21 protein-coding genes and 1 tRNA gene are annotated in these 24,584 nt (G+C 66.4%); 5 read left to right on the top strand and 17 right to left on the bottom strand.

Features of this window, described 5'->3' with window-relative positions:
• Positions 1–380 precede the first annotated feature (380 nt).
• From PFLCHA0_RS11870 to PFLCHA0_RS11830, 10 genes are all read right to left on the bottom strand, one after another.
• Positions 381–674: a DUF3144 domain-containing protein gene (locus tag PFLCHA0_RS11870; protein WP_011060609.1), complete on the bottom strand. Its 294-nt coding sequence runs from the start codon at positions 672–674 to the stop codon at positions 381–383.
• Between the two features lie 166 nt (positions 675–840).
• Positions 841–1,962: a site-2 protease family protein gene (locus PFLCHA0_RS11865; protein ID WP_015635094.1), complete on the bottom strand. Its 1,122-nt coding sequence runs from the start codon at positions 1,960–1,962 to the stop codon at positions 841–843.
• A 315-nt stretch (positions 1,963–2,277) separates the two neighbouring features.
• Positions 2,278–2,916 carry a glutathione S-transferase family protein gene (locus tag PFLCHA0_RS11860; RefSeq protein WP_015635093.1) on the bottom strand — a complete coding sequence of 213 codons (639 nt, stop codon included), beginning with the start codon at positions 2,914–2,916 and terminating at the stop codon, positions 2,278–2,280.
• Between the two features lie 39 nt (positions 2,917–2,955).
• Positions 2,956–3,984 carry an RNA 3'-terminal phosphate cyclase gene (gene rtcA, locus PFLCHA0_RS11855; RefSeq protein WP_015635092.1) on the bottom strand — a complete coding sequence of 343 codons (1,029 nt, stop codon included), beginning with the start codon at positions 3,982–3,984 and terminating at the stop codon, positions 2,956–2,958.
• 8 nt (positions 3,985–3,992) lie between these two features.
• Positions 3,993–4,781 (bottom strand): nucleotidyltransferase domain-containing protein, encoded by a 789-nt coding sequence (locus PFLCHA0_RS11850; protein ID WP_015635091.1) that lies wholly within the window; start codon positions 4,779–4,781, stop codon positions 3,993–3,995.
• Positions 4,782–4,796: 15 nt separating this feature from the next.
• A complete protein-coding gene (locus PFLCHA0_RS11845) occupies positions 4,797–5,426 on the bottom strand; it encodes a hypothetical protein (protein ID WP_015635090.1) in 630 nt (209 codons plus the stop codon).
• 16 nt (positions 5,427–5,442) lie between these two features.
• Positions 5,443–6,786 (bottom strand): hypothetical protein, encoded by a 1,344-nt coding sequence (locus tag PFLCHA0_RS11840; RefSeq protein ID WP_015635089.1) that lies wholly within the window; start codon positions 6,784–6,786, stop codon positions 5,443–5,445.
• A gap of 4 nt (positions 6,787–6,790) precedes the next feature.
• The gene (locus tag PFLCHA0_RS11835; RefSeq protein ID WP_041117328.1) at positions 6,791–8,017 is read right to left on the bottom strand and encodes an RtcB family protein; all 1,227 of its coding nucleotides are present in this window, start codon (positions 8,015–8,017) and stop codon (positions 6,791–6,793) included.
• A 330-nt stretch (positions 8,018–8,347) separates the two neighbouring features.
• A tRNA-OTHER gene (locus tag PFLCHA0_RS31685) sits at positions 8,348–8,489 on the bottom strand.
• Positions 8,490–8,789: 300 nt separating this feature from the next.
• On the bottom strand, positions 8,790–10,334 hold the full coding sequence (locus PFLCHA0_RS11830) for a hypothetical protein (protein WP_015635087.1): 1,545 nt from the start codon (positions 10,332–10,334) through the stop codon (positions 8,790–8,792).
• Between the two features lie 204 nt (positions 10,335–10,538).
• On the opposite strand from PFLCHA0_RS11830, the gene rtcR reads away from it, so the two are divergent.
• Entirely contained in the window at positions 10,539–12,131 is a 1,593-nt protein-coding gene (gene rtcR, locus PFLCHA0_RS11825) for an RNA repair transcriptional activator RtcR (protein ID WP_015635086.1), read from the top strand.
• A gap of 116 nt (positions 12,132–12,247) precedes the next feature.
• Here the strand turns inward: rtcR and PFLCHA0_RS11820 are convergent, their stop codons facing one another.
• A complete protein-coding gene (locus tag PFLCHA0_RS11820) occupies positions 12,248–12,667 on the bottom strand; it encodes a PaaI family thioesterase (RefSeq protein WP_041752146.1) in 420 nt (139 codons plus the stop codon).
• A 197-nt stretch (positions 12,668–12,864) separates the two neighbouring features.
• Here PFLCHA0_RS11820 and PFLCHA0_RS11815 point away from each other — a divergent pair, with 197 nt between their 5' ends.
• The gene (locus PFLCHA0_RS11815) at positions 12,865–13,662 is read left to right on the top strand and encodes a DUF4349 domain-containing protein (RefSeq protein WP_011060598.1); all 798 of its coding nucleotides are present in this window, start codon (positions 12,865–12,867) and stop codon (positions 13,660–13,662) included.
• Positions 13,663–13,877: 215 nt separating this feature from the next.
• Here PFLCHA0_RS11815 and PFLCHA0_RS11810 read toward each other — a convergent pair whose 3' ends face one another.
• Both PFLCHA0_RS11810 and PFLCHA0_RS11805 read right to left on the bottom strand, forming a co-directional pair.
• Positions 13,878–14,420, bottom strand: a complete 543-nt coding sequence (locus PFLCHA0_RS11810) for an ATP phosphoribosyltransferase regulatory subunit (protein ID WP_041117318.1) — start codon at positions 14,418–14,420, stop codon at positions 13,878–13,880.
• A gap of 414 nt (positions 14,421–14,834) precedes the next feature.
• Entirely contained in the window at positions 14,835–15,926 is a 1,092-nt protein-coding gene (locus tag PFLCHA0_RS11805; protein ID WP_015635084.1) for a DUF1615 domain-containing protein, read from the bottom strand.
• A gap of 332 nt (positions 15,927–16,258) precedes the next feature.
• On the opposite strand from PFLCHA0_RS11805, the gene PFLCHA0_RS11800 reads away from it, so the two are divergent.
• Together PFLCHA0_RS11800 and PFLCHA0_RS11795 are read left to right on the top strand one after the other, a co-directional pair.
• On the top strand, positions 16,259–16,873 hold the full coding sequence (locus PFLCHA0_RS11800; protein WP_011060595.1) for a LysE family translocator: 615 nt from the start codon (positions 16,259–16,261) through the stop codon (positions 16,871–16,873).
• A 51-nt stretch (positions 16,874–16,924) separates the two neighbouring features.
• A complete protein-coding gene (locus tag PFLCHA0_RS11795) occupies positions 16,925–18,475 on the top strand; it encodes an FAD-dependent oxidoreductase (RefSeq protein ID WP_015635083.1) in 1,551 nt (516 codons plus the stop codon).
• On the opposite strand, the gene PFLCHA0_RS11790 is transcribed toward PFLCHA0_RS11795, so the two are convergent.
• Positions 18,462–19,319, bottom strand: coding sequence for an SDR family NAD(P)-dependent oxidoreductase (locus PFLCHA0_RS11790; protein WP_015635082.1), 858 nt, complete (start codon positions 19,317–19,319; stop codon positions 18,462–18,464). The genes PFLCHA0_RS11795 and PFLCHA0_RS11790 overlap by 14 nt on opposite strands.
• 161 nt (positions 19,320–19,480) lie before the next feature.
• Between PFLCHA0_RS11790 and PFLCHA0_RS11785 the strand changes: the two genes are divergently transcribed.
• Positions 19,481–20,431: a LysR family transcriptional regulator gene (locus tag PFLCHA0_RS11785; RefSeq protein WP_015635081.1), complete on the top strand. Its 951-nt coding sequence runs from the start codon at positions 19,481–19,483 to the stop codon at positions 20,429–20,431.
• On the opposite strand, the gene PFLCHA0_RS11780 is transcribed toward PFLCHA0_RS11785, so the two are convergent.
• The 3 genes from PFLCHA0_RS11780 to PFLCHA0_RS11770 form a co-directional block, all read right to left on the bottom strand.
• Positions 20,428–22,902 carry a TonB-dependent siderophore receptor gene (locus tag PFLCHA0_RS11780; protein WP_011060591.1) on the bottom strand — a complete coding sequence of 825 codons (2,475 nt, stop codon included), beginning with the start codon at positions 22,900–22,902 and terminating at the stop codon, positions 20,428–20,430. The genes PFLCHA0_RS11785 and PFLCHA0_RS11780 overlap by 4 nt on opposite strands.
• Positions 22,903–23,004: 102 nt before the next feature.
• Positions 23,005–23,976 carry a FecR family protein gene (locus tag PFLCHA0_RS11775; protein ID WP_015635080.1) on the bottom strand — a complete coding sequence of 324 codons (972 nt, stop codon included), beginning with the start codon at positions 23,974–23,976 and terminating at the stop codon, positions 23,005–23,007.
• The gene (locus PFLCHA0_RS11770) at positions 23,973–24,494 is read right to left on the bottom strand and encodes a sigma-70 family RNA polymerase sigma factor (protein ID WP_015635079.1); all 522 of its coding nucleotides are present in this window, start codon (positions 24,492–24,494) and stop codon (positions 23,973–23,975) included. The genes PFLCHA0_RS11775 and PFLCHA0_RS11770 overlap by 4 nt, the downstream gene beginning before the upstream one ends.
• Positions 24,495–24,584: the final 90 nt, after the last annotated feature.

Below are 24,584 nucleotides of genomic sequence, written 5' to 3'. Positions count from 1 at the left end.
ATCAGTGCCGAGCTTGCCTCCACCACTTTGGGCTGCCCCCGTAAGGTCATCACGGCAAATACCGCCAACGCCGTGAACAGCAACAGCAACACACTGCCGAGGGTCAAACGATGAGACAGACGAACCGGTAGCAAGGCCATGACGAACTCCATATCAATAGGCATTCAGAGCTTATCGACCGGATGCCTGCTTCCCTTGAACAAAGAGTGATGCCGTTCACTTTTTTTGTCAGCGCAACAGGCGGGAGTACACCTGGAGAGGGGCGACTCAGGCAGGGCCCTCGGTAGCCGGGGCCCTGCCATCCTCGAAACAAGACCCCGGGCTACGGGCAGCCCGGGCCAGGCACGAGAAGCGCTACACAACTGGCGGCGCTGGCGCCTTCAGTCCTGCTTGGCGCCCATGTACAGCTCGAAGTTCTCGATGTAGTCCGTGAGGTTCTCTTCCATCATCAGGCGGAACTCCTCGACGAAATAATCCACCGCCTGCTGTTTGGCCGCCGCCAGCTCCTGGGCATTGCGGCACCCGCAGGCGCTGACCCAGGCGCTGAAACGGGAGTTGGCGTACATCAGCGACGCGCTGGCCTTGCCCCGGCTGCTGTCGGCGATATGGGAGTTGGCCAGCTCGATAACGGCGTCGGCGCGGTTGTAGAAATCCTGGTCGGTGTCATTGGCCACGGGGCGTTCCTCTGGCAGAGTGGGGAAAATAAAGCGCCGGAGTATAAGAGTTTTGTCCTCCTGCACCGACTACTTTCATCCCCAGGCCGCAGAAGCCGGGCTGCCGGCGAAGGGGCCCGTGAGCCTTGCGCCCGGCTGAGGGCCGCTTTCGCTGGCAAGCCAGCGCCTACAGATGGGTGGGCGCCGGCAAGGCTCGCAGCTGTTCGGCCAGCAGGGCTTCACTCTTGCCCTGGGACAGCACCACGCTGTTATTGGCCGCTTGCAGCGCCTGTTGCAGATGGTGCTCGCCCCGCTGCCGGTCGCCTTCAAGAATGGCTTGCAAGGCCAGGCAGCGCGGTCGCAGCCAGGGTGCGTTCCAATCCACTTCGGCGCTCATCGGCGTGTTGTTCAGGGGCGCGGCGTCACGCTGCAGCAAAGCGCGGCAGAACGCCAACTCGCCCCTCAATAACTCGATCAGGCCACTCATGCCGTTCAGTTGCGCCGACCGGGCCGCCAGCAATTGATCCAGCTCCTGCTCCATCTGCACCGCGGCCGGCCAGTCGCCCTGGTCCTGCAGGGCATTGAGGCGGCAGCCGAATGCGACCAGGGGCCCAGGCATGGGGCCTTCGGCCAGGCGCTGAAGATCGTCCACCGGCAATTGTGCGCTGGGCACCCCGGCCACGGTCAGGGCCAACAGGCGCGCCTGGGCCAGCTCCGGACGTTGATCGTCGCGATGCCGGTACCAGCCCAGCAGGAGCATGCCGTCGCTGGGCAATACCCGCCAGGCAGGCATCAGGTTACCCACCCCCATGGCCAGATTGATCACGGCAAACGCCAGGGCAATGGCCCCCGGCACCCCGGGCCAGGACAGCCCAAGCGCCAGGGAAGCGCCGCCCACCAGCAGATTCAGCAGCGGCCCGCACAGGACCACCAGCATCCACTGCTGCTGCAGCGGCCGTTGCAGATTGCTCGCGGCAATCACATAGCCGCCCAGGCGATTGCGCTTGAGCTGCGGCGCCCAGCGCACCCGCCAGCCGCGCCGCAGCACCTGGATCTCCACGGCGGCCACCCGTACATGCAACACCGGCATCGCGCACCCGCGTGCCCCCAGGTAATGCCCACCCTCATGCACCACCAACGCGACAACCCCCAACAGCGAAGCCAGGAACATCGCCAGAAAGGGCTGCAACCCGGACTTGATGGTGAACCCCAGCACCAGCGCGGCGATAAACCAGCCACTGAGCAGCACCAGGCGCTGCACAATCGTCAGCAGAGTATTCAAGGCCTTGAGCCAGGTGTTGCCATCCATCGAGTACGTCCCTGAGAGAAAACCGACACTGAACCGGGCGCGCAGACTGCCAGCTTCGCCCCAGGAAACTCAACCGCTGATTCACCTCTCTATCACCCCGCCTCCTAACCGCAGGAGCCGGCTTGCCGGCGAAGGGGCCCGCGAGCCCTGCATATGACTGGCGGCCGCTTTCGCTGGCAAGCCAGCTCCTACGATGCGGGGCAAAGTGCCCCGCTCCCATCAATATCAAAACCCACCGTAGGAGCCGGCTTGCCGGCGAAGGGGCCCGCGAGCCCTGCATATGACTGGCGGATGCTTTCGCTGGCAAGCCAGCTCCTACGAGGATGCGGGGGGCCAGTGGCGGGCCAGGACCGCGGCGATGCGCGGTTCGCGGTCGATGCGTTGCAGCAGGGCGAGAAAATCGGGATGGCTATCGCGCAGGTGCTCTCGCGCACCGGACCAGCGCGACACCACTGCCGCCTGGATATCCAGGGCACCCGGCGCCGCACCGCCGAAATATGGTCGCGACGCAAACTGCTCGGCGAACAGCCCCCAGCTGCGATACAGGCGCTCGGCCGCGGCGGCGCGCACCCGGACCTTGAGCGGTTCGTCGGGGGCGCTGATCCAGCGTTCCGGGTAGTCGAGAATGCCGATGGCCGAATAGCAGTTGGCGGCGATGTACACCAGGCCGCGTATCACCTGGGCCCGGGCCGACGCTGGCGCAGGCAGCAACCCGGAGTCGGGAAACTCCAGGCCCAGGTGGATCAGGATCGCCGCGCTTTCGGTGAGGATGCTGCCATCGGGCAGTTGCAGGGTGGGAATCTGCAACAGCGGATTGAGCCGTGCCAGGGCCTCGCGCCCGGGGCTGTCCTCCCAGGGCGCGGCCTCGATGCGGCGGTAGGCCAGCTGGCAGTACTCCAGGGCGATCTCGACGATGGCCGAGCCGGTGCCCTGGCTTCCATACAGGTGATACATGGCGACAACCTCCTTGATGACCCGGGCCCATTAGCCCTTTCACGACAGGGCGTGGCATTGCACCTGCAGCACTTGCTCGCTCAGTGGCCGCGCCTCGATCCGCACCGGCAAAAATGCCTCGATCACCCGGATATTGCTCTGCAGGTGCTCGGTCATGCACGGCGTGGTGAAGCTGCCGCCACCGGCCAGGGCCATGGGCAGCAACAGTTGATCGGCCAGGTGTTCCGCCACTGCGGCACCGGAGTCCAGCCAGTCCCGGGCCTGATCGATGGCGCCGTCGGCGACCTTCTCCGCCCGCAGGCTGTTCTGGCCGAAACCGCAAAACAGCTCGGTCAGGTGCTCGAAGGCGAACTCCAGCAGCAGCACATTGCCCGGGCCGTACTCTTCATCCAGCAGCACCGGGGTGAGCTGCTCGCGAGGCAGTTGCAGGCGATCGTGCACCCGGCGCAACTCGCGTTCCGCCACATGCTCCGGCAGGCCCGCGCTCAAGGCCCAGGCTCGACTGCCGAGCAATGCTCCGCGCTCTTGAAGATGCAAGGGTTGCAGCTCCGAAGGCTGGATAAAGGCCTCCAGCTCGCCACCGCCGGCCGGGACAAAACCATGGCGCAGCAGCTGCAGTTCCACCCGCCCGCCCATGCGCCGCAGTTGCGGCAGCCAGGCCTGCTGGAGGAAATCCACCGGCGGCGCCAGGGGGTTGTGGGTGCCGCCGCTGATGCTCACGCGGCTCGGCTGCGGCGCCCGCAGCAAGGCCGGCAGCAGGGTCTGCAGCACCAGGGTGCAACTGCCGGCGGTGCCGATGGCGAAGCGGTAGTCGCCGCCGCGGATCGGCCCCGGCTCGAAGCTCAGGACCTGGGAGCCAAGCTCGGCCCCAGTGGTTCTGGCGCCACATACCTGGGCCGCCGCCAGCACCGCGGTCAGGTGCTGGCGCAACAGCCCCGGGCGGCTGCGCCGGGCGCGAATATTATGGATACGCAGGGTCTTGCCGGTGAGCATCGACAGGCTCAGGGCGCTGCGCAGTACCTGGCCGCCGCCGATGGCGCCGTCCAGTTCGATTACATCCTGTTTCATCACATTCCTCAGGCGTAGTGCCGGACCGTTTCCCGCAGGTAAGCGTCCAGCAACGCGTTGTCTTCATGGGTACGCACCAGTTTCGGCATCGGGCGTTCCAGCTCGGCGGCGATAAAGGCGTGCAGTGCCGGGCGTCGCGGTCCGTAGGCGGACTCGTCGGCGCAGCGTTTCAAAACCAGCAGCTCAGCCACCTCGTCCAGCAGTGGCTGATGGTCGACGGTGGTCAGCAGGTCGGCGAAGGTCATCGGCGGTCGGCCGCGCCCCTGGTCGATCCAGCGCACCGCCAGCAATGGCCGCAGGACGTAGAAGTACTTCTTGAAGCGCACGCTGTCGCCTTGCAGGTAACCGCGAAAGTTCTTCCTGGCCATCGACAGATAATGGTTGCGCGCCGCCGGCGGGCTGTAGAACGCCTCGGCCAGCTCACGCAGGCGCTCGGCGGCGGTCGGTTCGCTGCGGTACACCAGGGGCGAATCCAGCCATTCCAGCAGGGTCGGGTTGGACTTGCGCAACAGCCCCAGGGTCTTGCGCAGTTCCCAGCCGCTGATGTCCAGCTCGTCGTCCAGGGGCCGCTCGATCACGTCGCGCCCGGCATCCACCTGGATGAACCATTCGGGCTTTTCCACATAGACGAAACGCACATCGTAATCGCTGTCGGTAGAGGCAAAGCCCGAGGCCCGACTGCCGGATTCGCAGGCGTACAGCACCTGCACATTGCGCTCGCGCTCGATCCGCGCCAGCTCGGCCAATACCCGTTCGCGCATGGCGCTGCTCAGGGGATGGCGCTCCAGATGTTCCATGATCCTTTTCCTTGTTCAATCCGTGGCGCTGGCGGCCAGCACACTCAGGGTCCGGCGCTCGGGGTTCCACACCGTCAGGCACCAGACGCCCCACCATTCCAGGCCTTCGTCGAAATATTCACTCCAGGGCAGCAGATGCGGGCCCATGGCCGGGGCCTGACAATCCAGCTCCAGGTCGCCCACCCAGTTGATCACCTGGGGCTGCTGCTGGAGATCGAGCCCCAGCAGGTCCAGCCATTGGCCGTACACCTGCCGGGCCTGCTCGGCCCCACCCGGGAAATGCAACCCGTACGGTGGCTGGCAAAACGCCCGGTACAAGGCCCAGTCCTGCTGCTCCGGGTCTTCGCAAACCAGTTGCCGGACCTGCTGCGGGCTGAGCCGCTCAGGCAGTGCCCGCTCCGGTTCCCAGCGCATCTGCGGTTCACCAACGTCGGCGTAGCGCGGGTCCTGGCGCAGCTTTTTCCAGGCCTCACGGCGCCTGGCCATCAGGTGTTGATACAGGTGCTGCAAGCCCTGGCGATGCAAGGCCTGATTCACCTCGACACCCGGCTCCACCGCCAGCCGCACAAAATCGAACACGCAAAACGCCGCTTCCAGCTGTTGGCGCAGCGCCTGGCTGTGCTCATCTTCAACCGGGGTCAACATGGCGGTTCTCCTTTCCTCACAACAGCCGCTGGACCGAACCGGCGGGTAATTCCCCGGCGGCTTCCATCGCCTGCAAGCGTTGCACCATGGCCTCGCGCAGGGGCTTGGGGGTCACCGGGTCGAACATCCCGTAGCGGCTATCGCACCAGCGTGCCAGGGCCTCGCGCCAATAGGCGGCGTCACTGCCGCCCTGCCCCAGGCGCCACAGCAGGTACTCCAACTGACGCCAGCCCGGTTTGAGGGCCAGCATGGCCCAGCGTCGCGCCTTGGGCAGATCGTGCCAATGCTGGTCCAGACGCTGCTCCAGGGCCTCGTCGAATACCGCCCACGGCTGCTGGCGCAACAGGCCCAGGGCGCAGTCGAAGACCTTGTCCGAGGCATCGTCCAGGGCCGCCAGTTGCTCGGCCATGCCACGTTCACCCAGGGTTTGCAGGGCCTGCAGGCGCACGCTCAGCGCCGGCGAAGCCAGGGCCTGGCGCACCATGGCATCGGCCTGTGGCTCCTGCAGCTCCCTGACCAACCCCAGTAGCCCCAGCCACTGGCGCTTGTTGCCCGGGGCCGGCTGCTGCAAGCGGGCCAGCAGCACTGCCCGCGGGTCCAGCCCATGGCGCGGCGCGGCCCAGTGGGCCAGGCAACGCAAGGCCCCCGAAGGGTCGAGCAGGGCCTGCGCCAGATACTCGCGACAATCGGCCAGACGCGACAGCAGCAGCCGCAGGGCCTTGACCCGCACACTGGCGCCGCAGCTGCGCATCACCTCTTCCAGCAAGGGCAGCGCCTGCTCATCGGGCAGTTCGGCGCAGGCGTCCACCGCCATCTGCCGCACGCTGACCTCCGGGTGGCGCAGGGCCATGGCCAGCAGCGCCGGTCGGTCCTCGACGCCCTTGAGCAACAGCTCGAAGACAAAGCGCGCAGCCTTGCCCCGGCAAGTGCCAAAGGCCCCTTGCACCTGGTCGCGCACCTGGGCCAGTTGCAACACGGCGCTGGCCCGCTCCAGAGTCGCGCCGTGGTCGGCGCGCTGCTTGCCGGCCAGGGCCAGCAGCGGTGCCAGGGTCTGCAACAGCAGCCCGGCATGCTCCGGCACCCAATAGGCCTCGACCGCCGCGGCGGCCTCCTGGCGAACCTGGGGCACCCAGTCGTTGAGGCGCTCCAGCAAAGCCACCAGGGCCTCTGCCGAAGGCTGCGCGGCCAGCCCGCGCACCGCGGCCTGACGCACGAAACCGTTGCCGAAGCGGCTCAGCTCCAGCCAGGCGCTGTGCCTGTCCAACTCGTCCATCACCTCCCGCACGCGGCGGGCTTCGTAGTCGCTCAGCTGGTACTGCCAGCCGGGCGGGGTTGCTATCAATGCATCCATGTCGTCCATTGTTCTACCCCTTAACGCACACCACCTGACGCAGGGTGTGCAGCACTTCCACCAGCTCGCGCTGGGCGTGCATCACTTGGTCGATGTCCTTGTAGGCCATCGGGATTTCATCGATCACCGCTTCGTCCTTACGGCACTCCACATGGGCGGTCGCGCGGATCTGGTCGGCCAGGGTGAAGGTGTTCTTGGCCTTGGTGCGGCTCATGGTACGCCCCGCGCCGTGGCTGCAGGAGCAGAACGCCTCCTCGTTACCCAATCCGCGGACAATGAAGCTCTTGGCCCCCATCGAACCCGGAATGATCCCCAGCTCGCCCTTCTTCGCCGACACCGCCCCCTTGCGGGTCACCAGCACCTCTTCACCGAAGTGGCGCTCCTTCTGCACGTAGTTGTGGTGGCAGTTGACTGCCTCCAGCGCCACCTCGAAGGGCTTGCTGATCACCTTGCGGGTGGCCTGGATCACCAGTTGCATCATCAGCTCACGGTTCTGCCGGGCGAAATCCTGGGCCCAGGCCACCGCTTCCACGTAATCGTTGAAGTGCTGGCTGCCTTCCTCGAAATAGGCCAGGTCGCGGTCCGGCAGGTTGGCGATGTGCTGGCGCATATCGGCCTGGGCCAGGTGAATGAACAGGTTGCCGATGGCGTTACCTACGCCACGGGAACCGCTGTGGAGCATGAACCAGACCCGGTTGGCCTCATCCAGGCAGACCTCGATGAAGTGGTTACCCCCGCCGAGGGTTCCCAGGTGCTGGCGGTTGTTGCTGTTGGCCAGGGCCGGGTACTTATCGGTGATCGCCTTGAAGCGCGGATGCAAGGCCGCCCAAGCCAGGTCGGTCTGCTGCGGCACATCACCCCAGGCACCTTTATCGCGACCGCTACGGGGCGAGGTACGGCCGTGGGGCACCGCCTGCTCGATGGCGCTACGCAACCCGGCCAGGTTATCCGGCAGGTCGGAGGCGGTCAGCGAAGTACGGGCGGCGATCATTCCGCAGCCGATATCCACCCCGACCGCAGCCGGGATGATCGCGCCCACCGTGGGGATCACGCTACCGATGGTCGAACCCTTACCCAGGTGCACGTCGGGCATCACCGCCAGGTGCTTGAAGATGAACGGCATCTTCGCGGTGTTCATCAATTGCTGGCGGGCTTCGTTTTCCACCGGCACGCCCTGGGTCCACATCTTGATCGGCTTGCCGTTGGCGACTTCCAGCAGCTGGTAGGTCTTGTGTTCCATGTCGTTGACTCTTTTTCCTGTGGCCGCGGATACGGCCTTGTTCAATAGGGTGCGCAGGAGCCGGGTCGCAGAAGACGATCTCGGGGGTCTCTTCGCTGGCAAGCCAGCTCCTACGCAATTGCGGTGTTCGGTGCAAACGGCGACAAGTGGAGGTGAAACATGCAGCGCGCTCTGCCTCTGAGCTAGCACCTTGCGGTGAACGGGACTCGAACCCGCGACCACGCTGTCCTGTAGTTCCACCGGCATTCGCCGGGTCAATCGGTGCAGGCCGGGCCTGCGGGCAGCGACAAGGGAACAGGCACATTTGCTCTACCGACTGAGCTACAGCCTTGCGGCTGGCGGGGTTCGAACCCGCGACACGATGTAGTACCCGTGGCATTCGCTGCCATCCCGCCGAGGCGGGGGGAAAAGATGCGACGACAAGGAGTCGATGAAACGGTGCATTCGCGTTCTGACCATTGAACCACGGCGCCGTTTTCCGGCACCGGCGGGAATCGAACCCGCATCTCGAACCTTGGATGTAGTTCCATCAGCATTCGTCGCAAAAACTGCAAAAAAGGTGGCACGACAAAAGAAGTGACTGATCGCCGGATTCGAACCGGCTTAACCAATATGTACAGCCACTGGCATTCGTGCCGTCACCGGCCCTGACAAGAGTTGCTGAGACGCCTTTGGATGTAGTCACAGCGGCATTCAGGGCCAATGAGCAAAAAATCTGTGGTGTGCGCCGGCTGGCCGGCGCACGGTCTGTGTCATCCTCTACCGATCAGCGTTACATCGCCTCGATCGCCTTTACCCAGTGCTGCGCACCGTAATTGCCCGCAGTGAACTGCTCAATCACATCGAACACCGCGTCACTGAAGCCGCCGACGTTGAGGATGTCCTCGCGGTCCGGTGCCTGGGTCGTGGCCCCGGGCTGCATGTCGATGCATACCAGCTTCGCCTGCGGGTTGATGGCCCGGATCCGCTCCCACTGGCGCATCGTTTCCGTGGCGCCGTGGCGCCGCGCATCGATCCACGACTCGTTGTCCGAGACCAGGATCAGCGTGTCCACGCGGCTCTTGGCATTGGCCAGTTGTGCCAGGGGCGCCGAGCAGTTGGTCCCCCCTCCGCCGATGTTCGCCAGCTTCTGCGCATTGCTCATCACGCTGTCCCGCGGGTTGAGGTGGATGTTCACCACTCCACGCTCGAACGGCATGACCCGCGCCGCCGGCTGCTTGCGCAACACCGCTGCCGCCACCAGTGCCGCCACATCGATGCAGCGCACCGCGGTGGTGGCGCCCTGGCGATAGCCGGTAACAGGGCTGTGCATCGAGCCCGATACATCCGGGCAGACCACCACGTTGCCCGCCAGCGCCGGCACGTTGGCCAGGGACAGCTCCAGGGCATCCTGCAGCGCCTCGCGGACCGGCTGCGGCACCTCGTCACCGGCCATGCGGTAGGCCGCCAGCAACTGGTACGGATAGACCCGAGCCTTGGCCGCCTCCCCCGCATCCGCCAGCCGCGCCGCCACGTACTCGGTGCAACCCGGCACCTGGAACGCGCCGTGGCGCGCCAGGGTATTGAGGTTCATGCGCAGCCCCTGCCAGCCCATGTTGCGGGCCTGCCCGGCCCATTGTTCGGTGCTCAGTGTCTCGTTGCCGAGCAACTGGAACGGCACCTGGGGCACTTCCCGGGTCGCTCCGCTGCGAAACGCCAACAGGTCCCGGGTCAGCTCAGGCAGCGCCTGCACATCCACCGGCTTGCCGATCAACCAGGCAAAGAAGGCTTCACGCCAGGCCTCGCTTGGCTTGGGGTGAACCATCTTCACCACGTCCGCCAGGGACGGCTGGTTGCCGATCGAGGCCTGCAACAGCTGGCGCTCGGTAGCGCTGTTCAACCAGTTCTGCACCAGGCGCTTGGGCTGCGACCCCAGGGATTTGCGCCCGGTCACGCCGCTGCGCAGGATCTGCACGAAGTTGCGCAGCATCTTGCCGTTGTCCACCACCTGGGCGAACAGCTCCGGCACCAGGGCCGAGCGTTGCGCGGTCAGTGCCGCCAGCAGCAGCGCCGGCATGTCCTTCATATGGCCTTGCTGCCGAGCGTAACGGGCGGCCTGGGCGACGAAGCGGCTGTCCAGCTCGCTCACCAATTGCAGTACCGCTTCCAGCTGGCCTTCAGGCGAGGTGTAGAAGGTCGAGTTCAGGCAACCGGTGACCGCCAGCTGGGCCAGGCGATGCTTGGCGTTGTAGGCATAGGCCCCGGCCTTGGAAGCGTTCAGGGTGGTGCTCGCTGGCGCTTTTGCCTGTTGGGTGTTGAACAGCTGGAAGTTGGCCATCTTGGCGTCTCGCTCTGTTGTCTTGTTCGTTGCCAGAGATATTGCAGCCGCTGTGCCAGGTTTTGATTTTCCAACAAATTATTTTTCAACTCATTGATTTATAAGGTTTTTATTTTTTATCACTTTTTCATCACGTATCCGGCAAGACAAACGCCTCGATAATTTTATATCTTTGCTTATCGTTTTTTATCTCCAGGTATAAACATGTCGAACAAGCCCACGGTCGCCATAGGTTTTGTCGGTTCCACCCTCGATCGCGTCGGCAAGGGTGCCAACCGCTGGAGCCATTGGCGGCCCACGGTCGGTCTGTGTCAGCAGCAGGATGTGCTGATCAACCGCCTGGAGCTGATCCATGGCCTGGACGCGCGGGATGTCAGCCTGGCCGAACGGGTGGCCAACGACGTGCGCCAGGTGTCGCCGGAAACCGAGGTGCGCCTGCACCCCATGGGCCTGAACAATCCCTGGGATTTCGAGGAGGTGTACGGCGCCCTGCACGACTTCACCAGCGCCTACCCGTTCGACACCGAGCGCGAGGACTACCTGGTGCACATCACCACCGGCACCCACGTGGCGCAGATCTGCTGGTTCCTGCTGACCGAGGCGCGCTACCTCCCTGCCCGGCTGATCCAGACCTCACCGGCGCGGCGCCGCGACCCGGACCAGCACGCCACCGGCACCCACGCCCTGATCGACCTCGACTTGTCGCGCTACGACCGCATCGCCTCGCGTTTTGCCCACAAGCGCCTGGAGGGCCTGGCCTTCCTCAAGTCCGGGATCGCCACCCGCAACCCGGCATTCAACCGCTCCATCGAGCAGATCGAGCGGGTCGCGGTGCGCTCCAGGGCACCGATGCTGCTGATCGGCCCCACCGGTGCCGGCAAGTCGTTCCTGGCCCGGCGCATCTATGAGCTCAAGCGTGGCCGGCACCAGGTGCAGGGGCGCTTTGTCGAGGTCAACTGCGCCACCCTGCGTGGGGACGGGGCCATGTCGGCGCTGTTCGGCCATATCAAGGGCGCCTTCACCGGCGCCCAGAATGCCCGCGAAGGCCTGCTGCGGGCGGCGGATGGCGGCATGCTGTTTCTCGACGAGATCGGTGAACTGGGGCTGGACGAACAGGCCATGCTGCTCAAGGCAATCGAGGAGAAGCGCTTCTTTCCCATGGGTTCGGACCAGGAGGTGCAGAGCGATTTCCTGATCATCGCCGGCACCCACCGCGACCTGCGTGGCCGGGTGGCCCAGGGGCTGTTCCGCGAGGACCTGTATGCGCGGATCAACCTCTGGACCTTCAACCTGCCGGGGCTGGCGGGGCGCCGCGAAGACATCGAACCGAACATCGATTTCGAGCTGGAGCGTCACGCCCGGGAACAAGGGCAGCTGGTGCGCTTCAACCTTGAAGCGCGGCGACGCTACCTGGCCTTTGCCAGCTCCAGCGAAGCGGCGTGGCTGGGCAACTTCCGCGAGCTGTCGGCCTCCATCACCCGCATGGCCACCCTGGCCGACAGCGGACGCATCGACCAGGCCCAGGTCGAGGAGGAAATCCAGCGCCTGCGCCACGCCTGGGGGCTGGAGAACCAAGAGGACGAACTGCAGAAACTGCTGGGCGACGATGTGGAGCTGGACCTGTTCGACCGCCTGCAACTCAAGGCAGTGATTGCCGAGTGCCGCCGCGCCGACAGCCTGTCGGAGGCGGGGCGCCGGCTGTTCGGCGTGTCACGCCTGGGCAAGGCCAACCCCAACGACGCCGACCGCCTGCGCAAATACCTGGCGCGTTTCGGCCTGGATTGGAAACAGCTGTAGCCGCTGCCGCAGGCTGCGCAGCAGACGCTGCGATCCTGAGGCCCCTGCGCGATCGACGGAAGATCGCCAGGCAAGGTCCTGCGGACCTTTGCGCAGCTTCGCAGGCTCAGCAGCGGCTACAGGGCTGCGGTTGGGACGGCGAAGACGCCGCTGGCCCGGGCCACTTCCTGTTCGCCGACCCGCAGCACCACGGTGGCAAAGGCCATCTGCCGGCCACGCTTGGCATGCTCCAGGTGCACCTCGATCCATTCCCCGACCTGCACCGCGCCCAGGTAGTCGAGGGTCATGCTGGCGGTGATCAACGGCAAGGGCGGATCGCTGGAAAACGCCATGGCGTAGCCCATGCCGATGTCCGCCAGGGTGGCGATGATGCCGCCATGCACCGTGCCCCGGCCGTTGGCGTGGCGGGTGTCGGCGCGCAGGCCGACGCGCAGTTCGCTGCCACTGCCGCAGCCGTAGACCGGGCCGATCAGTTCCAGCAGCGGGCTGCTGCGGGGCAAGGGGGCAAAGCCTGGGGGGATAGCCGACTCGCGCATGACGCACTCCTTGATCTGCGCCGAAACACCGTCGTCCCGGGCTGCCACAGGTGTAGCCCTGAACCCGCTCCGCGCCTATCAGCATCAGCCAGGAAAATTATCCTCGATAAGCCCAGCCGGGATCGTGGTCTTTCCCCGAACGACGGTAAGATGCGCACCTGCGACCCTGTCGCCGATTCATCCCTCAAGGAGCCCCCATGCAACATCAGGACGATCACCCTGCGAAATTCCGTCGACTGGCCCTGGCCCTGTTCGGCGCCCTGGCCCTCAGCGCCTGCTCTCCCGGCGACCACAACAGCAGCGCCGTGGCCTTGGGCGGGGCCCAGGGCAAGGCCGGCGCGCAATTGGCCTATGAGCATGAACTGAGCCTGTCGCTGCCAGCCGCGCAGATCGGTCCGCGCCTGGCGCAAACCCGCGAAGCCTGCGAGAAGGCCCAGTTCGGCCCGTGCAATATCCTGCGCCTGGAACAGGGCAAGTACCGCGCCCAGGTGACGCTGCGAATAGTTCCGGACGGTGTGGAGCCCATCGTCCAGCAGGCCTCCCAGGGCGCGGAACTGGGCGAGCGCATCACCAGCGCCGAAGACCTGGCCGATGCCGTGGCCGATGTGCAGCGCCAGCAGCAGCGGCTCAAGGCCCAACAGCAGCGCCTGGACGAACTGGCGGCGCGCAAGGACATCAGCGTCAGCGACCTGATTGCCCTGAGCCGGGAACAGGCCGGCATCGAGAACGACCTGCAGGCCCTGGCCCAGACCGCCGCCGGCCAGCAACGCCGCCTGGACACCAACCTCCTGACCCTGAAGTTCCTGCCCAGCGACGGCGTCCAGCGCGAATCCAGCCTCAAGCGCGCCTTCAGCAACCTGCTGGACAACCTGGCCGACGGCACCGCCGAGGCCCTGGAGAAAGGCAGCTATGTGCTGCCCTTCGTGATCCTGGCCTTCCCCCTGGTGCTGCTGTGGGTCTGGCTGTGGCGCAAATTCGTGCGCCGGCGCCCCTGACCCCACCCGTAGGAGCCGGCTTGCCGGCGAAGAGGCCCGCAAGCCCTGCACCGCCCTGGCGAATGCCTTCGCTGGCAAGCCAGCTCCTACAGCAAGCAGGCACTTCCCAGAGCCCCACCCGTAGGAGCCGGCTTGCCGGCGAAGAGGCCCGCAAGCCTTGCACCGCCCTGGCGAACGCCTTCGCTGGCAAGCCAGCTCCTACCGCACGCAGGCGGTCAGGCTTGCAGCGCCAGTTGCAGGCGCTCCAGGCCAATGCCGAAGCCGGCACCCTGGCGATAGGCGCCTGCCCCCACCACTTGCTGCTGCGCCCCCAGGCGCGGGCAGCGCACTTCGAAACCCTCGCCATTGAGGTAGTAGGTCAGGCCGCGCTTGACCCCGAGGTTGAGCTGGTATTCCAGGCCCAAGGCGTCGAGAAAGCCCACGCACAGCGCCCGCGCCTGCTCCAGGGCGCGCTGCGGATCGGGGCCGAGAATCTCCAGGCCCAACTGGGTGAACTCTCGATACCGCCCGGCTTGCGGGCGCTCGTAGCGATAGCAGCGGGCAACGTAGAAGAAGGCCGCCTGCTCGCGCCCCGCCAGCAGCTCGCCGGCGGTTTCCTGGAACAGCGCGGTGGCTTCCGGGATCAGGCAGCAAGGCCGCCCGGCCTTGTCGTTGAAGGCCCACATCTGGCCGATGACTTCGCTACCTCCGGCCTTCTCGATAAAGGTGTCCTGGCCCCACAGCGCCGGGACAATGACTTCTTCAGCGCCCGCTTCGATGAAGCCAGCTCCGGAAGCGTCCTTCCAGGGTGCGCAGGGTGGCGGCTTGTTCGCCGGTGATCATTCGAGTGCCACGTAACATGGTCATGGGTCATTCCTCTGGTTTTTTGACAGGCAATAAAAAAGGCGCCTTGTGGGGCGCCTTGGTTTTTTTTCATCGAAGGTCAGTGATCGCGATTGCTCGATGACTGACGGCTCGACGCGCACAAGCGACCACGGCCCCGGAGATGAGGTCGATGGTGATGAGGGCGGGAGACGAGCTGGAAAAAATTCATGGCGCATCCTGCCACGCCGCCCCCGGGCCTGACAAGCAAGCACCTGCTCCCCGCACAACAGTGCCCCCTGTGGAAGCCGGCTTGCCGGCGAAGAGGCCCTGCATCGCCCTGGCGGCCGCCTTCGCTGGCAAGCCAGCTCCTACAGCGGGCGTTGCAGGCAGCGCTGGTAGCGTTCGTCCACCCGTTTGGCGAACCAGGCTGTGGTCAGCTGGCGGGTGATCTTCGGGCTCTTGAGTTCGATGCCGGGCAGTTGCTGGCGCGGTACGGGCTTGCCCGCCGTGCGATCGGCCAGGGCGAACACCTGACGGTACAGCTCGGTTTCTTCGAAGTCCTGGCGGTCGCCCTTCTCCAGCTGGGCGCGGATCTGCGGGTTACGCAGCCCCAGCTGCTTGCCCAGGGTGCGCACCGCCAGCTCGGTGCTGCCGGGCATGACCGAGCCGTAGCGGATCAGGTCGCCATCCAGCGCCAGCCTGATCCCGCTCGCACGGCTCACCGCGCTCTGGAACGCCGCGTTGCGGCTGGCGTACCAGCCGGCGTTGAAATCGGCGAAACGGTACAACGGCTGCGGGTAGTCCACCGGGTAGCCCAACAGGTGGGCGATGCCGAAATACAGGCCGCCGCGGCGGCTGAAGACCTCATGACGGATGGAGTCCTGCACCGGGTAGGGATAGCCCTGGGCATGCTGCTGGGCGAACTCGATGCTGACCTGCATCGGCCCACCGGTGTGCACCGGGTTGAAGCCGCCGAACAGGGTCTTGCCCAGGGGCACCATGCCGATGAAGTCATCGAAGATCGCACTCAATTCCTTCTCGCTGCGGGCACTGGCCAGGCGCTGGCTGTAGGACTGGCCGTCCGGGCCGCGCACTTGCAGGGCGGCGCTGACCAGTAGCGCCGGCACATGCACCTTGGCCGCGCGGCGGTCGATCTCTTGCCGGGCGATGCGCCCCAGGCCCGGCACCGTCGGGTCGACCTGGAAGGTGGACTCCTGCTCGGTCACCGCCAGCACCGCGCACAGGTTGCTCTGGCTCGGCTCAAGGCCCTGGGCGCTGAAGGCCACCTGGATGTCCCGGGCCCAGCCCGGGCGGTCCGCCACCTGGGCCGGCAGCAGGCGCAGGATCCGGGCCTGGGTCTGTTCGGGGGTCAGTGTTGGTGCCTGGGGGCCGCGCTGGCTGGCGCAACCGGCCAGCAGCGACAGGCCCAGGAAGCAACTGAGAAGACGAGAGGAAATCATGGGGCTCCGCGAGATGGCTGGGCGAGGGCCGTGCAAGTAAAGCAGCGGCTGGGGCGTTCGACCAAGGAATGCGAGCGCTGTTCCCGCCGCGGCCCTTGTAGCCGCTGCCGCAGGCTGCGCAGCAGACGCCGCGACCCTGAGGCCTCTGCGCGATCGGCGGGAGATCGCCAGGCAAGGTCCTGCGGACCTTTGCGCAGCTTCGCGGGCTCAGCAGCGGCTACAGGCTAGAATCCTTCTATTGGCGGTGTGGCTGGGTGTATTTTGATGACCCCCGACCTCGGTGTGGCGCCCAGCCCTAACCCCGCGCCTGCCCTCAATGGAGTGATGCCCGGATGTTGACCCTGGATTTCCTGATCACCAGCCTGATCGTCGTGCTGATTCCCGGCAGCGGCGTGATCCTGACCATTTCCACCGCCCTGGTGGCCGGCAAGCGCGCCAGCCTGTTCACCGCCATCGGCTGCACCGCCGGGATTGTCCCGCACCTGCTGGCCTCGATCCTCGGCCTGTCGGCCATCCTGCACTCCAGCGCGCTGGCCTTCCAGGGCCTGAAGTTCGCCGGCGTCGCCTACCTGCTGTACCTGGCCTACGCCACCTGGCGCGACCGCTCGGCCTTCGCCGTGGACAGCAACGCCGTCAGCCATGGCCCCGGCGCGCTGATGCTCAAGGCCTGCCTGCTGAATATCCTCAACCCCAAGCTGACCCTCTTCTTCCTGGCCTTCCTGCCCCAGTTCATCGCCCATGACGGCAGCGACCCGATCCCGCAGATGCTGCTCCTGAGCGGCGTGTTCATGGCCATGACCTTCTTCGTGTTCGTGCTCTATGGCCTGCTGGCCAACCTGTTCCGCACCGCGGTGATCGAGTCGCCCCAGGTGCAGAACTGGCTGCGCCGCAGTTTTGCCGCAAGCTTCGCCGGGCTCGGCCTGAACCTGGCCTTCGCCCAGCGCTGAGCCCGGCGGCAGCCGCCTGCATGACCTTGATCGTCTACCGAGGGCAAGCCCATGAATTGCAGCGACGTACTGATCATCGGCGCCGGCCCCACCGGCCTGGTCCTGGCGCTCTGGCTGCGCCGGCAGGGGGTCAAGGTGCGGATCATCGACAAGACCCCGGGCCCGGGCACTACCTCCCGGGCCCTGGCGGTGCAGGCGCGAACCCTTGAGCTGTACCGCCAGCTGGACCTGACCCGGGCCATCGTCGAGCGCGGCCACCATGTGCCGGCGGTGAACCTCTGGGTCAAGGGCGAGCGCGCCGCCCACCTGCCGTTCAACGCCATCGGCGAAGACCTGACGCCCTACCCCTTCCTGCAGATCTTTCCTCAGGACGAACACGAGCAACTGCTGATCGAACGCCTGGCGCTGCAGGGGGTGGAGGTCGAACGCAACACCGAGCTGCTGGCCTTCACCGACCACGGCCACCTGATCAACGCCCGCCTGCGCGGCCCCGACGGGCGCGAAGAACACTGCCAGGCCTTCTACCTGGCCGGCTGCGACGGCGCCCGCTCCACGGTGCGCAAGACCCTGGGCACCAGCTTTCCCGGCGGCACCTACCAGCAGGTGTTCTACGTCGCGGATGTGCAGGCCAGCGGCCCGAGCATCGACGGCCAGTTGCACGTGGACCTGGACGACGCCGACTTTCTCGCGGTGTTCCCCCTGGCCCAGAGCGGCCGCGCACGGCTGATCGGCACGGTGCGCGACGAGCGTGCCGAGCACCCGGAGAACCTGCGCTTCGAGGATGTCAGCCAGCGCGCCATGCGCCAGCTCAAGGTCGAGGTGGCCCAGGTCAACTGGTTCTCCACCTACAAGGTGCATCACCGGGTGGCCGAGCAGTTTCGCACCGGCCGGGTGTTCCTCCTCGGGGACGCCGCCCACGTGCATAGCCCGGCCGGCGGCCAGGGCATGAACACCGGGATCGGCGACGCCATCAACCTGGCCTGGAAACTGGCAGCGGTACTGAGCGGCAAGAGTGCCGAACGCCTGCTGGAAACCTACGCCACCGAACGCATGGAGTTCGCCCGGCGCCTGGTGGCCACCACCGACCGGGTGTTCAGCTTCGCCACCGCCGACGGCCCGGTGGCCTACCTGGCGCGCACCCGCCTGGCGCCCCTGCTGCTGCCGAAGATCGCCGCCTTCGACAGCGCCCGGGAGTTTCTCTTCCGTACCGTGTCGCAGATCACCCTGAACTACCGCGGCATGCCCCTGAGCGCCGGCGGCGTCGGCCCGGTGCACGGCGGCGACCGCCTGCCCTGGGTGCGCGATGGTGAACACGACAACTTCGACAGCCTGGAGTACCTGGGCTGGCAGGTGCATGTCTACGGCGTCACCAGTGACGCCCTGCGCGACTGGTGCACCGCGCACCAGGTGCCGTTGCGCACCTTCGACTGGCGCCCGGCCCATGCCGCCGCGGGGCTGGCGCGCAACGCCTTCTACCTGCTGCGCCCGGACACCTACGTGGCCCTGGCCGAGCGCTCGGCCGACCCGCGCGTGCTGGAGCGCTACTTCCGCGAACGGGAGATCTCCCCGCAGAGCGCCGCCCCCTCCCTCAAGCCCCGATGAAAGGCTGCTTGATCTGCCCCCAGCGCCGGGCGAACTGCTCCGGCGTGGCCGCCGCGATCCGCTTCAGGTCCCGGGGGTAATCCACACCGGGGGCCTCCTGGGGGCGCCAGGCACTGAACTGGCCATTGCTGGCCCGCAGGATGTAGCCGCTGTCCTGGCACTGCTCGCTGACCAGAAACAGCACCCCCGGCGTCACCCAGTCCGGCTTGAGTTCCGGCGGCTCCTCGCTGACGCCCCACATGCGGGTCTTGGCCACCGGCGACACCGCGTTGACCCGGATCCCGTGCTCCGCCCCTTCCTGGCCCAGGGCATTCATGATCCCGACCTGGGCCATCTTGCCCGCGCAGTAGGCCAGCAGCCCCGGCTGGGCATATTCCGGGTACAGCGCACGGTCGGAGGTGGTCAACAGCAGCCGCGGTGCGGCGGACTGCCGCAGATGGGGCCAGGCATGCCTGGCCAGCCAGATGGGCGCATACAGGTTGATCCCCAGCATGCGCTCGAGAAACCCGGCGTCGGTCTGCTCCAGCGCCTGGTAGCCAACCCAGCCGGCGTTGTGAATCAGGATATCCAGGCTGCCAAAGGCCTCCAGGGTGCGCTGCACCAGCCCCTGGCAACCGGCCTCGGTGCCCAGGTCGGCGGTGTCGGCCAGCGCCCTGGCACCGCTGGCCCGCAAGGCCCGCACCGCATCATGGGCGACACTGTCATCCGCCCCGCTACCGCTGCCGTCACTCCCGCAATCGCTGATCACCACCTGGGCACCACGACGGGCCAGGGCCCGTGCATAACTCAAGCCCAGGCCGCGCCCGGCGCCGGTGACAATCGCCGTTCTGCCGCTGAAATCCATGCTCTTCCCTCCTGTGTGAATTCCAGGGTAACAGCATGAAAATCAGTGACTTAATACTAAATTCCAGGTTCTGTGAGAGGTTTTTGATATCAATGAATTCGCTGTGAAACCATGAGCCTTGGGGTTTACAGTCCCAAGGCCCCCAGCCAGGAAGCATCGCCATGATCGAAACGCGCCTGTTGCGCCAGTTCATCGCCGTCGCCGAAGAACTGCACTTTCACAAGGCCGCCACGCGCCTGCACATGGCCCAGCCGCCCCTGAGCCAGGCCATCGCCCGCCTGGAGGAAAAACTCGGTTTCAGCCTGCTGCGGCGCAATCGTCGAGGCGTGGCCCTGACCCCGGCCGGGGCGGATTTTCTGCACAGCGCCCGGCGCACCCTGGCTACCCTGGAACAGGGCATCGAGCAGGCGCGCCATATTGCCCAGGGCCTGGCCGGCAGCCTGCGCGTCAGTAGCCTGTCACTGGCCGGCTACCCGAGCTTGCTCGCCAGCCTGCGGGGCTTTCGCCAGGCCTTGCCCGAGGTGCGCCTGGAACTGCGGGAACTGCCTTCGGCCGAGCAGCTCAAGGGCTTGCTCGGCGGCGACATCGACCTGGCGTTCATGCGTGAGCTGCCGCTGCCCGAAGGGCAGATAGCCTCGCGCCTGATCCTCGATGAGCCGATCGTCATCGCCCTGCCCCACGACCACCCCCAGGCCCAGGCGCCAGAGGTGGACCTGCGGGAGCTGGCCAACGACGACTTCGTGTTCACGCCCCAGGCCCTGGGCAGCGGCTACCACAACCAGCTGATGGCGCTGTGCAGCGCGGCCGGGTTCACCCCGAAGGTGGTCCAGGAAGTGGCCCGGGTCCAGACCCAGCTGGGCCTGGTGGGCTGCGGTTTCGGCGTGGCCCTGGTACCCCGCTCGATGGCCGATGCGGTGCTGCAGGGCAGCGTCGCCTACCGCCCGCTGCGGGCCATGGGCACGCAGCCCGGGCCAAGCATCGGGCTGTACATGAACTGGCACCGGGACAACCCTTCGCCACAGCTGCAGCGATTCATGGCCTTGCTCGACGCCGGGCTCCCAAAGCCTGACGCGGCCGTGCAGAAGGCCTGCGCGACCGCCACCGGGCCTTAGAAGTCGGCCTTGACCGACAGGGTGAGGTTGCGCGGGTCACCGTAGAAATTGCCGAAGCCTTCGGTGCCGATGGTGGTGTAGTAGCGCTTGTCCAGCAGGTTGTTGCCGTTCAGCGCCAGGGACCAGGTGTCGTCGATGCGGTAACCGATGCGTCCGTTCCAGATCGCATAGCCGGCCTGGCGGATGTGGTTGCCGCTGGTGGGCGAGACCCGGTAGTTGTCACTCTGGGCGTTGACCCCGGCCCCCACGGTGAAGCGCTCCAGGGCACCGCCCAGCTGGTAGTCGCCCCAGACCCGCAGCAGGTGCCGCGGCACGTAGGTGGTGAACGGCAAGCCGTTGTTGGCGCTGTTGGCGTCTTCCAGGGTCTTGGTCTGGGTGTAGGTGTAGCCGGCCAGCACTTGCAGGCGTTCGATCACCTCACCGCTGAGCTCCGCTTCAAAGCCCTGGGCGCGGACCTTGCCCGAGTTCAGCGAGCAGGTGCTGTCCGGGCAGGCCGGGTCGTCCTGCTGCGCGTCCTGCTGGATGGTGCGGAACAGGCTGAAGGCGCTGTTGAGGCGGCCATCGAACCACTCGCCCTTGATCCCCAGCTCGTAGCTCTTGCCCACCAGCGGCTTGAGGGAGGCGCCGTCCAGGGTCCGATAGCTGCCCTGGGGGGTGAAGATGCTGGAGTAGCTGGCGTAGGCCGTGAGGTTGTCGTTGAGGTCGTACAGCACCCCGGCGAACGGCGTGACCTCGCCGGTTTCCTTGGATCGGGCACTGCTGGGCGTGCGCGTATCGCGCCAGTAGGCCACCGAATCGTTCTGCGACTTGTACCAGCTGACCCGGCTGCCCATGACCAGGGTCAGCGGGTCGGCCAGCTTCAGGCGCACAGTGGAATACAACCCTTGCTGCTGGATCCGCAGATCAGTGGGGCCGCCCCGGGTGGAGTTGCTTTCGTAGTAGCTGTCATCTGGCTTGGGCAGGTGGTGATCGGGGTCCAGCACGTTCTGCCGCTGGGGCAAGCCGGCCACGGCGTAGAAGTCGTCCTTGATCGAGCGGCTGGCGTTGGCGCCGAAGGTCAGCTCGTGCTCCTGGCCAAAGGCCTGGAAGTGCCCGTCGACATAGGCATCGAAGCCGTAGTCCACCTGGTCGTAGTCGTAGATGCTGCCCAGCATCAGGGTGCTGGAACGGCTGGCCCCCACCGGCACCGAACCGCTGGGGAAGGCGTACTCGATATCCTGGGTGTTGCGGGTGTAGACCCCGGCTACCTTCAGCGCCCAGTCATCGTTGAGTTGCTGGCGCAGGTCGGCGAAATAGGTCGCGCGCTTGCTGCGCGAATTGTTCCAGGCGGTGTTCAGGCAGGTGGAGCGGCCCAGCTTGAGGTCGCTGCCGTCGCTGTAGCGCGGCAGGCCGCCCCAGCACGGGCGCGAGTCGACGTCTTCATAGGCCATGCCCAGGCCCAGGGTGGTGGCGTCGCTGAGGTCGAAATCCAGGGCGCCGTAGTAGACCTGGTCCTTGCGCTCGCCCAAGTCGTAGAAGTACTGCCGGGTCTGCTGGGTCACCACCGCCCGGCCGCGGACGGTACCGGCATCGTTCAACGGCCCGCCGGTGTCCACCTGGGCCCGGTAGTTGTCCCAGCTGCCGGCGGACATCGTCAGTTCGGTGTGCGGCGTGGCCTGGCCGCGCTTGCGCACGAAGTTCACCGAGCCGGCCGTGCCGCCCGCGCCCTTGAGCATGCCGGCAGCGCCGCGCAGGATCTCCACCCGGTCATAGAAGGCCATGTCGCTGCTGAAGCTGTCGGCCTGTACGTAGCTGCTACCCATGTCCAGGGGCACGCCGTCGTACTGGTACTGGCCGGTCATGCGAAAGCCCCGGGAGTAGAAATACTTGCCGCCCATGGGCGAGTCGTAAAGGGTGATGCCCGGGGTCTTCTCCATCACCTGGTCAATGGTGTTGAGGTTCTGGTCATCGAGCATCTTGCGGGTGATCACGGTCACCGACTGCGGGGTTTCCTTGAGCGAGTGCTGGCCCTTGCCGATGGTGACCGCGCCGGTGGTGTAGGAACCGGAATACTCGGTGGTGGCCCCCAGCTCCTGGCCCTGCACCTGGGTCGTGCCCAGCTCCAGAGCGCCGCTGCCCTGGGGTACGGGGCGCAGCACGAAGCTGCCGTTGCTCTGTGGCTCGGCCTGCCAGCCGCTGCCGGCGAGAATCCGCGCAAAGCCTTCCTGTACCCCGTATTCACCCTTGAGCCCCGCCGAACGCAGGCCGGCGGTCTGCCGGGCATCGAAGGAAATTGCCGCGCCGGCAGCGCTGGCGTAACGGCTCAGCACCTCGGTCAGGTCACCGGCGGCAATATCGAAGCGGCGCACCGCGGTCTGTTCGCTGGCCGCCACTGCGGTCAACGGCAGCAGTGCCGCACCGTAGACCGCCAGTGCGCCCCAAAGCCCGACCTTGATCGCCTGGGCCAACTTCGACTTGTGAACATCAGACATGCTTTGCCTTCCCCGCTAACGAAAATGAATCCACTGGGGGATAAGCCGGACCAGGAGGGGCAAACATGCAAAGACCCTTGAATTTTTTTTCGCCCCGCGGATTCAACCCACGCGGCTATCGGAAACCCGTACCCAGTAGCGGGTGTAGCGCTTGATCTGCAGGGAGAAACCGCTTTCCAGCGCCGCCAGGGCGCGGTCGGTGTCATCGACGGGGAAGGCCCCGGAGATCTTCAGCCCGGCAATCTGCGGATCGCACTGCACAACCCCGCGGCGGTAGCGCGACAGGTCGGCCAGCAATTCCCCCAGGGGCCGGTCGATGGCGATGATGCTGCCCTGGCGCCAGGCACCCACAGCGGCATCGTTGGGCCGCAGCGCGGCAAAGCCCCCGGCGCTGAACGCCAGTTGCTGGCCGGCCTCGACCCGACGCGGCGCAAGGCCTGCGCCCAGGCTGACCTGCACCGCGTGCTCCAGCACCGCCACCTGCTCCTCACGCTCATCGCTGCGCAGCACGAAGCGAGTGCCCAGGGCCAGCACCTCGGCGTCCCGGGTGAAGACCCGGAACGGCCGCTGCAAGGGATCGGCAGCGGTGCTGACCAGCATCTCGCCCCACAACAGCTGCACCTTGCGTTGCTGGCTGTCGAACTGCACGTTGATCGAGGTGTTGGTGTTGAGCAGCAGCGAAGTGCCGTCCGCCAGGCGCACTTGCCGGCGCTCGCCGATCTGGGTCCGGTAGTCCGCCAGCAGTTGCTGGGCGCTGTCGCTGCGCCAGCCCAGCCAGCCCAGGGAACCGGCCGAGGCCAGCACCACCAGGTTGCGCATCAGCTCGCGGCGCGAGCGCCCTGCCCCGCGCAAGGCGGAACCGGCCAGGCCGCCGGGCAGCGCCGACATCTGCTCGCCCAGTTGCTGCATGCGTTCCCACGCCTGGCGGTGCAAGGGATCGGCGGCCAGCCATTCGCGCCAGGCGGCCTGCTCCTGCTCGCTGGCGCTGCCGGAGCGCAATTGCGCGTACCAGCGTGCCGCGCCGCTGATGGCCTGGCGCTCGCCGACGCTCAGTTGCAGGCCGGCGAAACTCATGACAGCTGCATCCGCATCTGCATCAGGCAGCAATGCTCCATGGCCTTGGCCATGTAGTTGCTCACGCTGCGCACGGAAATCTGCAGGCGCTCGGCGATCTGTTCGTAGGTCAGGCCGTCGCACTGGGACAGAAGGAAAGCCTGTTTCACCTTGGGCCCCAGGCCATCCAGCAGCCGGTCGATTTCCATCAGCGCCTGGAACAGCACGCTCTGCTCCTCCGGCGACGGGTGCTCGCCCTCGGGTACCAGGGCCAGGGCTTCGAGGTAGGCCTGCTCCAGGGAACGTCGGCGAAACAGATCGATCAGCAGGCCCCGGGCAATGCGCGACAGGTAGGGCCGCGGCTCACGGATCTCCACTGCGTTGCGCGCCTTGAGCACCCGCACGAAGGTGTCCTGGGCCAGGTCGGCGGCATCGAAGGCGTTGCCCAGGCGCTGGCGCAACCAGCCCTGCAGCCAGCCATGGTGATGGGTGTAGAGGTCGGTGACGGCACAGCGCAGGGATAAGTCGTCGGCGGGCATGACAGTAAGGATTCATATTTGATAATGAATCGCATTGTCATGTAGAGGCGGAAGTCTTGGCAATAGCCACGAACGCCGGGCGACGTTCGT

Origin of the sequence: Pseudomonas protegens CHA0 (assembly GCF_000397205.1) — a bacterium.
Taxonomy (GTDB): domain Bacteria; phylum Pseudomonadota; class Gammaproteobacteria; order Pseudomonadales; family Pseudomonadaceae; genus Aquipseudomonas; species Aquipseudomonas protegens.
Note: the sequence above shows the minus strand (reverse complement) of the source record. Positions and strands in the feature narration are given on the sequence as shown.

Bases quoted from the DNA above. Each gene is read 5' to 3' on its own strand.
- PFLCHA0_RS11845 (WP_015635090.1), bottom strand. From the start codon at position 5,426: ATGTTGACCCCGGTTGAAGATGAGCACAGCCAGGCGCTGCGCCAACAG.
- PFLCHA0_RS11860 (WP_015635093.1), bottom strand. From the start codon at position 2,916: ATGTATCACCTGTATGGAAGCCAGGGCACCGGCTCGGCCATCGTCGAG.
- PFLCHA0_RS11840 (WP_015635089.1), bottom strand. From the start codon at position 6,786: ATGGACGACATGGATGCATTGATAGCAACCCCGCCCGGCTGGCAGTAC.
- rtcR (WP_015635086.1), top strand. From the start codon at position 10,539: ATGTCGAACAAGCCCACGGTCGCCATAGGTTTTGTCGGTTCCACCCTC.
- PFLCHA0_RS11835 (WP_041117328.1), bottom strand. From the start codon at position 8,017: ATGGAACACAAGACCTACCAGCTGCTGGAAGTCGCCAACGGCAAGCCG.
- PFLCHA0_RS11815 (WP_011060598.1), top strand. From the start codon at position 12,865: ATGCAACATCAGGACGATCACCCTGCGAAATTCCGTCGACTGGCCCTG.
- PFLCHA0_RS11795 (WP_015635083.1), top strand. From the start codon at position 16,925: ATGAATTGCAGCGACGTACTGATCATCGGCGCCGGCCCCACCGGCCTG.
- rtcA (WP_015635092.1), bottom strand. From the start codon at position 3,984: ATGAAACAGGATGTAATCGAACTGGACGGCGCCATCGGCGGCGGCCAG.
- PFLCHA0_RS11770 (WP_015635079.1), bottom strand. From the start codon at position 24,494: ATGCCCGCCGACGACTTATCCCTGCGCTGTGCCGTCACCGACCTCTAC.
- PFLCHA0_RS11820 (WP_041752146.1), bottom strand. From the start codon at position 12,667: ATGCGCGAGTCGGCTATCCCCCCAGGCTTTGCCCCCTTGCCCCGCAGC.
- PFLCHA0_RS11800 (WP_011060595.1), top strand. From the start codon at position 16,259: ATGTTGACCCTGGATTTCCTGATCACCAGCCTGATCGTCGTGCTGATT.
- PFLCHA0_RS11785 (WP_015635081.1), top strand. From the start codon at position 19,481: ATGATCGAAACGCGCCTGTTGCGCCAGTTCATCGCCGTCGCCGAAGAA.
- PFLCHA0_RS11790 (WP_015635082.1), bottom strand. From the start codon at position 19,319: ATGGATTTCAGCGGCAGAACGGCGATTGTCACCGGCGCCGGGCGCGGC.
- PFLCHA0_RS11865 (WP_015635094.1), bottom strand. From the start codon at position 1,962: ATGGATGGCAACACCTGGCTCAAGGCCTTGAATACTCTGCTGACGATT.
- PFLCHA0_RS11805 (WP_015635084.1), bottom strand. From the start codon at position 15,926: ATGATTTCCTCTCGTCTTCTCAGTTGCTTCCTGGGCCTGTCGCTGCTG.
- PFLCHA0_RS11780 (WP_011060591.1), bottom strand. From the start codon at position 22,902: ATGTCTGATGTTCACAAGTCGAAGTTGGCCCAGGCGATCAAGGTCGGG.
- PFLCHA0_RS11850 (WP_015635091.1), bottom strand. From the start codon at position 4,781: ATGGAACATCTGGAGCGCCATCCCCTGAGCAGCGCCATGCGCGAACGG.
- PFLCHA0_RS11830 (WP_015635087.1), bottom strand. From the start codon at position 10,334: ATGGCCAACTTCCAGCTGTTCAACACCCAACAGGCAAAAGCGCCAGCG.
- PFLCHA0_RS11775 (WP_015635080.1), bottom strand. From the start codon at position 23,976: ATGAGTTTCGCCGGCCTGCAACTGAGCGTCGGCGAGCGCCAGGCCATC.